Below are 6,520 nucleotides of genomic sequence, written 5' to 3' on the forward strand. Positions count from 1 at the left end.
GAACTTCACATACAAAAAAAGCCCGACAAAATTGTCAGGCTTTTCTACGACTTTCGTCTTACCATATGAGAAATGTCATCTATAGTCTAAATATGTTAAATGCCATGTTTTACTGCATATAAAGCAGCTTGTGTGCGATCTGACACTTGTAACTTTCCAAAAATATTTGTAACGTGTGTTTTTACCGTCTTTTCTGTAATTACTAAACTTGAAGCAATTTCCTTATTACTCTTACCGTGAGCAATTTCTCGTAGCACTTCCTTCTCTCTTGGTGTTAAATCATCGAGAAGATTCTTTTCTTTTCCTCCATTAGACAAATGACTCATCAAATGGCTCGTAGCAGATGGATGAAGTCTACGTTCACCTTTATGAACAGCATGTATAATTTGAACAAGTTCGTCAGGTTCAATTTCTTTCAATTGATAACCTGAAGCCCCTGCTTCAATAGCAGGAATGACATCATCTTGTTCAGAAAAACTCGTTAAAATTATAACTTCAGTTTCAGGAACTTGTTTTTTAATTTGTTTCGTTGCTTCAACCCCATCTAAAACAGGCATCTGTAAATCTAATAAAACGATATGTGGACAGAGAGAGTTAGCTAATTCAACAGCCTCTTGACCATTTGAGGCTTCACCAATCACTTCAATATCTTTTTGTGTTTTTAGAAAATAGACTAAACCTTGCCGAACCATTGGGTGATCATCAGCAATTAACACTCGTATGCTCATTTCATACCTCCTCCATCTTCAATCGGTATCTCTATCATTATATTTGTTCCTTCAGATTCCTTACTATATATCTCAACTTTCCCATTTAGAATCTCAACACGCTCCTGCATTGTTTTTAGGCCTAGTGACGGTATAGGTTGACCTTTATCATAATCAAACCCTTTCCCACTGTCGTGAATTACAATTGTTACTGATTGTTTCAGTCGTTGAATTTTGATTGAAGCATCATTTGTACCCGCATGCTTTTTAATATTATGAAGACATTCCTGTACAACCCGCCATAAACACTCTTCAATAACGGTTGGTAGATGAAGCGAACCACTACTATCAATCGCAACTTCAAGCTGTAATGTCTTGGCATATGTTGAAATCGCATTAACGAGACCATGATTTAATTGAACTGGACGCAATTGCCATATTAATGTTCTCATTTCTTTCAATGCCTGTTGTGATAATGATTGAACATACTCAAGCCCATCCACTAACTCAGCATCTTGTGCGCGTTCTTTTAATCCTCTGACCGTTAACGTTAAAGAGAAGAGTAATTGATTTACTGAATCATGAAGATCCCTTGCCAATCGATTGCGTTCTTCAACTTTTGCTAGCTCTTGTTGTTCTAATTGAAGTCTAAAATTCTCATACGTTACTGCAACATATTGCGTAATATGTTGCATAATATCTCGGTCAATTTCATCTAAAACGCTTCCTTGAACACGTAAAGATATAACTGATTGACCTGCTGAAAATGTTGTTGTATATGAATCGTTGTCGTCATTTATTTTATTAATGGTTTGAAACGTTTCACCATTAATTGTGAACGTAACACCGTCCCATTGAAAGTGAGATGCGAGTAATTGATCGATTCGTGCAGGTATTTTTCGATTCAGTTCTGTTGTAAATGCACCGTATCTTTGAAACATCTCAGAACGTTTTTCTTCCTTCTGTAAATCTTGCATTCGTTTAATCGCTGTTCCAATTTGGTAACCAGCTGCTTCTAATAATGATAATTCACGTTCTGTAAAATGTTCCTTACCTCCAGCAGCAACATTCAACACTCCATATGTTTTTGTGCCCGCAACGAGTGGAATCGTTGCATGATGTGTCACGTCATTTGTTTCCCCCCACTCAAAACTAACAGCATCATCTAGACGTTTGCATTCCATAATATTCACTGGTTTTGTTAATCTTCCATCTTGAAAACGATCCACACACCAGCATTCCCCTTCACACATCGGAAACTTATTCTTCACGCACAATGCTGGCGGTAGATTCACATCACTAATAAGAGTGTGTTCACCTTTTTCATCTATAAAAAAAATCCAACCCGTTTCAAGGTTCGTCACCTTTAACAATTCGGCTACTACAACATCTAACATATCTTCTAAACACTGACCTTGATTTAAGGTTTTTGCGATACTTTTTAACGTATTCATTTCATTTGAAAAATTATTATCCACGAAATCACCTTTGTTTTTCTTCTATTATAGAGAGAAAAACAAAAACTTTCAGTAAAATTAGCATCCTCTTCTGGAAAAAATTAAAAATGGTGGTATAATTCTTATAATCTTTATCATGAAGGGGAGGGGACGTTATGAATTCAATACTCGTTGATGAACATACAGAATTAAAATTAATCCACTTAAATGAAGCCGAAAAGCTATATAGCTTAGTAGATTCCTGTCGACCACATTTAAGAAAGTGGTTGCCTTGGGTTGATAATACTAAAAGTTCTAATGATACGAAGGGATTTATTAATTTTTCAATGAAACAATTTGAAGAAGATAATGGCTTTCAACTCGGAATATGGCATAGAGGCGCTCTTGCAGGAATGATTGGACTTCACAAAATTGATTGGAACAATAAAGCGACATCGATCGGTTATTGGATTGGGGAGCAATTCGAAGGAAAAGGACTTATCTCTAAATCATGTCTCACACTCATTCATGTCATCTTTCAGGAACTACAATTGAATCGAATTGAAATTCGTGCAGCAACTGAAAATAAGCGCAGTCAGGCAGTCCCCCTACGACTTGGATTCACACATGAAGGAACTGCTAGAGAAGCTGAGTGGTTGTATGATCACTATGTCGATCACAATGTTTATAGCATATTGAGAAATGATTATATAAAGTTGTCTAATCGTTGAACGAATCTATAATAGACACAAAAAAGAGGATGTCTCGTAAGTTGTATTTCAACTTAGAGTATCCCCTTTTCATTATTAATTTAACTTTACTTTAAATTCGAGGGCAATCTTGAACTAATGGGTGTAAGACAATTTCATCGATTTCCATATGCTTAGGTGCACTTGCCATATATACGACTGCGTCTGCAATGTTTTCTGGTTTGAGCCAATCGTCTTTCTCAGGCAAACCTTGTTCTGAATTGTTAAAGTATGAATCCACCATTCCTGGGTTAATGGTGCCTACACGTATGCCATACTCACGTACCTCTTGTGAAACAGCACCAGAAAAACCTTGAACAGCATATTTTGTTGCTGTATATGCTGAACCATTTGGAATTGTATATCTGCTTACATCAGATGATATTGTAATAATTGTGCCACTACGACGTTCCTTCATATGTGGAAGAACAGATTTCATACCTAGGAACACACCTTGGACGTTAACATTGAAGGCATGTTGCCATTCATCTAATGTTGTCTCTTCAGCAAGCTTAAAGAAACCAACTCCTGCATTATTGACGAGAACATCTACTTTACCATATGTATCAATTGTTTTTTGTACAAAGCCATTCACATCTGCCTCATTTGATACATCAGCTTGAACAGCTGTGATTTCGGTATATCCTTTCTCGTTTAGTTCTTTTTGTGTCTCAAAAATCCCTTGTGAGCTTCCTACAATCGTAAGCTTCATGCCTTGCTCAGCCATTTTGAAAGCGATCGCCTTACCAATTCCTCTAGAAGCACCTGTAATAATTCCTACTTGTTGTTTTAACATTGATGGTCATCCTTTCTATGATGAACTCTGAAATTTGATTGTACTAAATCGTTGTCAAAGTGCGCAATGTTTATTATGCCAAATTAAAATAAAGCGATCGCTTCTTTTCATTAAATTAGGCATACAAAAACTCGTACACCTCTTCGGTGTACGAGCTTTCATCACCCGATTTGACTTACAGTAATTTCATCGATACGCTTCATAAGTGATTTTTTCAAAGAATCAAGTCGCTTTGTACTATCTTCTAATGTATCTCCCTTAACTCCGAAGTAAAACTTCACTTTCGGTTCTGTACCCGATGGTCGTAAGCAGAACCAAGAACCATCTTCTAAAAAATATTTCAAAACATTTGATTTTGGAAGGTTAATAGTTTCTACTTTTTTATCTTGTACAATCGTCCGTTGAGACAATTCGTAATCTTCATGTGAGGCAATTAATTGCCTAGCCATTTGTTCAGGAGGAGTTTCTCGGAAGACATTCAAAATATGTTGAATATGTTCTGCTCCTTCTTTTCCCTTTAACGTGAGAGAAACGAGATCTTCACGATAGTAGCCATACTTACTAAACAACTGCATAAGTGCATCGTACATAGTTAGACCTTGTTCTTTATAATGTGCACATACTTCAACAGCTAACAATGCAGCTTGGATAGCATCTTTATCTCTTGCAAAGTCGTTAATTAAATAGCCGTAACTCTCTTCATAACCAAATTGGAATTGATATTCGCCAGACTGCTCAAATTCCTTAATTTTCTCTCCAATGAACTTAAAGCCCGTCAACGTGTCCATCGTTTCAATTCCATAATGTTTTGCAACTTCACGTCCTAATTCAGATGTGACAATCGTCTTCATAACAATACCGTTTTTCGGTAAAATCCCTTGTTTATTTCTTTGTGATAGCAAATACTCAAGAAATAATCCACCTGTTTGGTTACCCGTAAGAATGACGTATTCACCTTCATTATTCTTTACTGCAATACCAAGACGATCAGCATCTGGATCAGTTGCAATTAACAAGTCTGCTCCTTGCTCTTGCCCATCACGAATCGCAAGCTTAAATGCAGAATGTTCTTCAGGATTAGGTGAAGTAACAGTAGAAAATTCACTATCAGGCTGTTCCTGTTCAGCAACAACCGTGTAATTCGTATAACCTAGCGCTTCAAAACCTCGTTGAACAGGCATATTTGCTGTTCCGTGTAGTGGTGTAAAGACGGTTTTTACATTATTTTTTGCAAATAAGTCTCGTTGTAACGAAATCGTTGTTAGTTGACGAATGTATGCATTATCAACTACATCATTTACAATTTTTAACAGTCCTTGTTCTTTCAATTTTTCAGGTGAAGCAACTAGAATTGAAAGCTCATCATCTATATCACTTACTTTCTTGATTACTAGATTAGCAGTCTCTGGTGGTAACTGTGCCCCATCTTCACCATAGACTTTATATCCATTGTATTCAGGTGGATTATGACTAGCTGTAATAACGATACCTGAATAAGCGTGTAAAAATCGGACTGCAAATGATAACTCTGGTGTTGGACGTAACGAATCAAAGAGATACGTTTGTATTCCATGCTGTCCAAGTGTTTTTGCTGCTTCTAGTGCAAATTCTGGAGATTTTCGGCGTGAATCGTAAGCGATCACTACACCACGTGCCTTTGCCTCCTGTCCATAACTTTCAATATAACGCGCAAGTCCTTCAGACGCTTTACGCACCGTATATGTATTCATTCTATTTGTTCCTGGACCAATTTCCCCTCGCATGCCACCTGTGCCAAATTCCAGCTCTTTATAAAAACAATCTTCTAATGCCTTCTCATCACCAGACATTTCAACTAACTGCTTTTCCCATTCTTTTTCTAATTTAGCACTTTGCCAACGTGCATATTTTTCTTTCCAGCCCATAAGAACCTCCTATTATTCTATTTATACTTTTAATTTCGTGAAATGTTTTTACATTCCTTCATAAATACAGTACTGAAAAGAGACCTTAACACCTCTTTACAAACTCACATTAGATCATTATATCGAAAAAGGTGTGGCATATGACGTTTTTTCATAAATAATTTATTTTAATAAAATAACATTTCCTATGTCTTATTGATCGTTATCTTAAGGTCGTTATCATTCCATTTAAGTATGTTTCACTACCTCTTCTTTTAATGCAACAACTGCATCGTGAAGCTCTCGTTCTAAATCTCCAACATGCCTTTCCTTCTCAAACTCAGACCAATTAAGTAGCTGAGACATCATTTCCGTAACATCCTTTTTCCATTCTTTTACCCATTTGATATCAAAGAATAATGATCCTGTACGACGAATGAAGAAATCTACTAGTGTCACCGCAGCTTCTTGTTCAACTGTATATTTTAACCGAGCATACACAGATGGTGATAACTTTGAAGTTTTATCAAATTCCTTCATATAAGTAAAAATAGTATCGACGTTCGAGCCATAACGGCGTACTAAAAGTTCTGCTTCTGAAAATTTAAGACCAAGCTTAATTCCTTCTACAATCTTTTTTTCTACATATGAAGAAAAGTTTGAAACGCCACCTACATCTCCACCTGATATTGGTATGTTCTTCGTTCTACACTCGGAAAAAACCTTATAAGCTTCTTCCTTAAACTGTTTTGCAACCGTGTTAACAACATCTTCAGCCATTTTGCGATACCCAGTTAACTTACCACCCGCAATCGTAATCAAACCTGACTGAGAGATGATAACCTCATCTTTACGAGAAATTTCTGAAGGATCTTTACCTTCTTCATGAATAAGTGGGCGAAGTCCAGTCCAACTAGACTCAATATCGGCTTCTGTTACTCGAATAGAT

The 6,520-nt window shown here is 36.6% G+C and carries 6 protein-coding genes; 1 reads left to right on the top strand and 5 read right to left on the bottom strand.

Annotation, left to right across the window (positions count from 1 at the left end; all coding sequences use genetic code 11):
* Positions 1 to 95 precede the first annotated feature (95 nt).
* The gene (locus BFG57_RS08425; protein WP_069717043.1) at positions 96 to 728 is read right to left on the bottom strand and encodes a response regulator; all 633 of its coding nucleotides are present in this window, start codon (positions 726 to 728) and stop codon (positions 96 to 98) included.
* Positions 725 to 2,161 carry a GAF domain-containing sensor histidine kinase gene (locus BFG57_RS08430; protein WP_139125093.1) on the bottom strand — a complete coding sequence of 479 codons (1,437 nt, stop codon included), beginning with the start codon at positions 2,159 to 2,161 and terminating at the stop codon, positions 725 to 727. The genes BFG57_RS08425 and BFG57_RS08430 overlap by 4 nt, the downstream gene beginning before the upstream one ends.
* A 158-nt stretch (positions 2,162 to 2,319) precedes the next feature.
* Here BFG57_RS08430 and BFG57_RS08435 point away from each other — a divergent pair, with 158 nt between their 5' ends.
* The gene (locus BFG57_RS08435) at positions 2,320 to 2,874 is read left to right on the top strand and encodes a GNAT family N-acetyltransferase (protein ID WP_069717045.1); all 555 of its coding nucleotides are present in this window, start codon (positions 2,320 to 2,322) and stop codon (positions 2,872 to 2,874) included.
* A 91-nt stretch (positions 2,875 to 2,965) separates the two neighbouring features.
* On the opposite strand, the gene BFG57_RS08440 is transcribed toward BFG57_RS08435, so the two are convergent.
* The 3 genes from BFG57_RS08440 to BFG57_RS08450 all read right to left on the bottom strand — a co-directional run.
* Positions 2,966 to 3,688 (bottom strand): SDR family oxidoreductase, encoded by a 723-nt coding sequence (locus BFG57_RS08440; protein WP_069717046.1) that lies wholly within the window; start codon positions 3,686 to 3,688, stop codon positions 2,966 to 2,968.
* A 161-nt stretch (positions 3,689 to 3,849) separates the two neighbouring features.
* Positions 3,850 to 5,592 carry a phospho-sugar mutase gene (locus BFG57_RS08445; protein ID WP_069717047.1) on the bottom strand — a complete coding sequence of 581 codons (1,743 nt, stop codon included), beginning with the start codon at positions 5,590 to 5,592 and terminating at the stop codon, positions 3,850 to 3,852.
* Positions 5,593 to 5,820: 228 nt separating this feature from the next.
* On the bottom strand, positions 5,821 to 6,520 hold a 700-nt coding region (locus tag BFG57_RS08450; RefSeq protein ID WP_281186639.1), incomplete at its 5' end, for a glycerol-3-phosphate dehydrogenase C-terminal domain-containing protein.

This window comes from Bacillus solimangrovi, from assembly GCF_001742425.1.
GTDB classification, from domain to species: domain Bacteria; phylum Bacillota; class Bacilli; order Bacillales; family Bacillaceae_N; genus Bacillus_AV; species Bacillus_AV solimangrovi.

What these genes read in the sequence shown, in the direction of transcription:
- BFG57_RS08425 (WP_069717043.1), bottom strand. Translation starts at nt 728, where the DNA reads ATGAGCATACGAGTGTTAATTGCTGATGATCACCCAATGGTTCGGCAA.
- BFG57_RS08430 (WP_139125093.1), bottom strand. Translation starts at nt 2,161, where the DNA reads ATGAATACGTTAAAAAGTATCGCAAAAACCTTAAATCAAGGTCAGTGT.
- BFG57_RS08435 (WP_069717045.1), top strand. Translation starts at nt 2,320, where the DNA reads ATGAATTCAATACTCGTTGATGAACATACAGAATTAAAATTAATCCAC.
- BFG57_RS08440 (WP_069717046.1), bottom strand. Translation starts at nt 3,688, where the DNA reads ATGTTAAAACAACAAGTAGGAATTATTACAGGTGCTTCTAGAGGAATT.
- BFG57_RS08445 (WP_069717047.1), bottom strand. Translation starts at nt 5,592, where the DNA reads ATGGGCTGGAAAGAAAAATATGCACGTTGGCAAAGTGCTAAATTAGAA.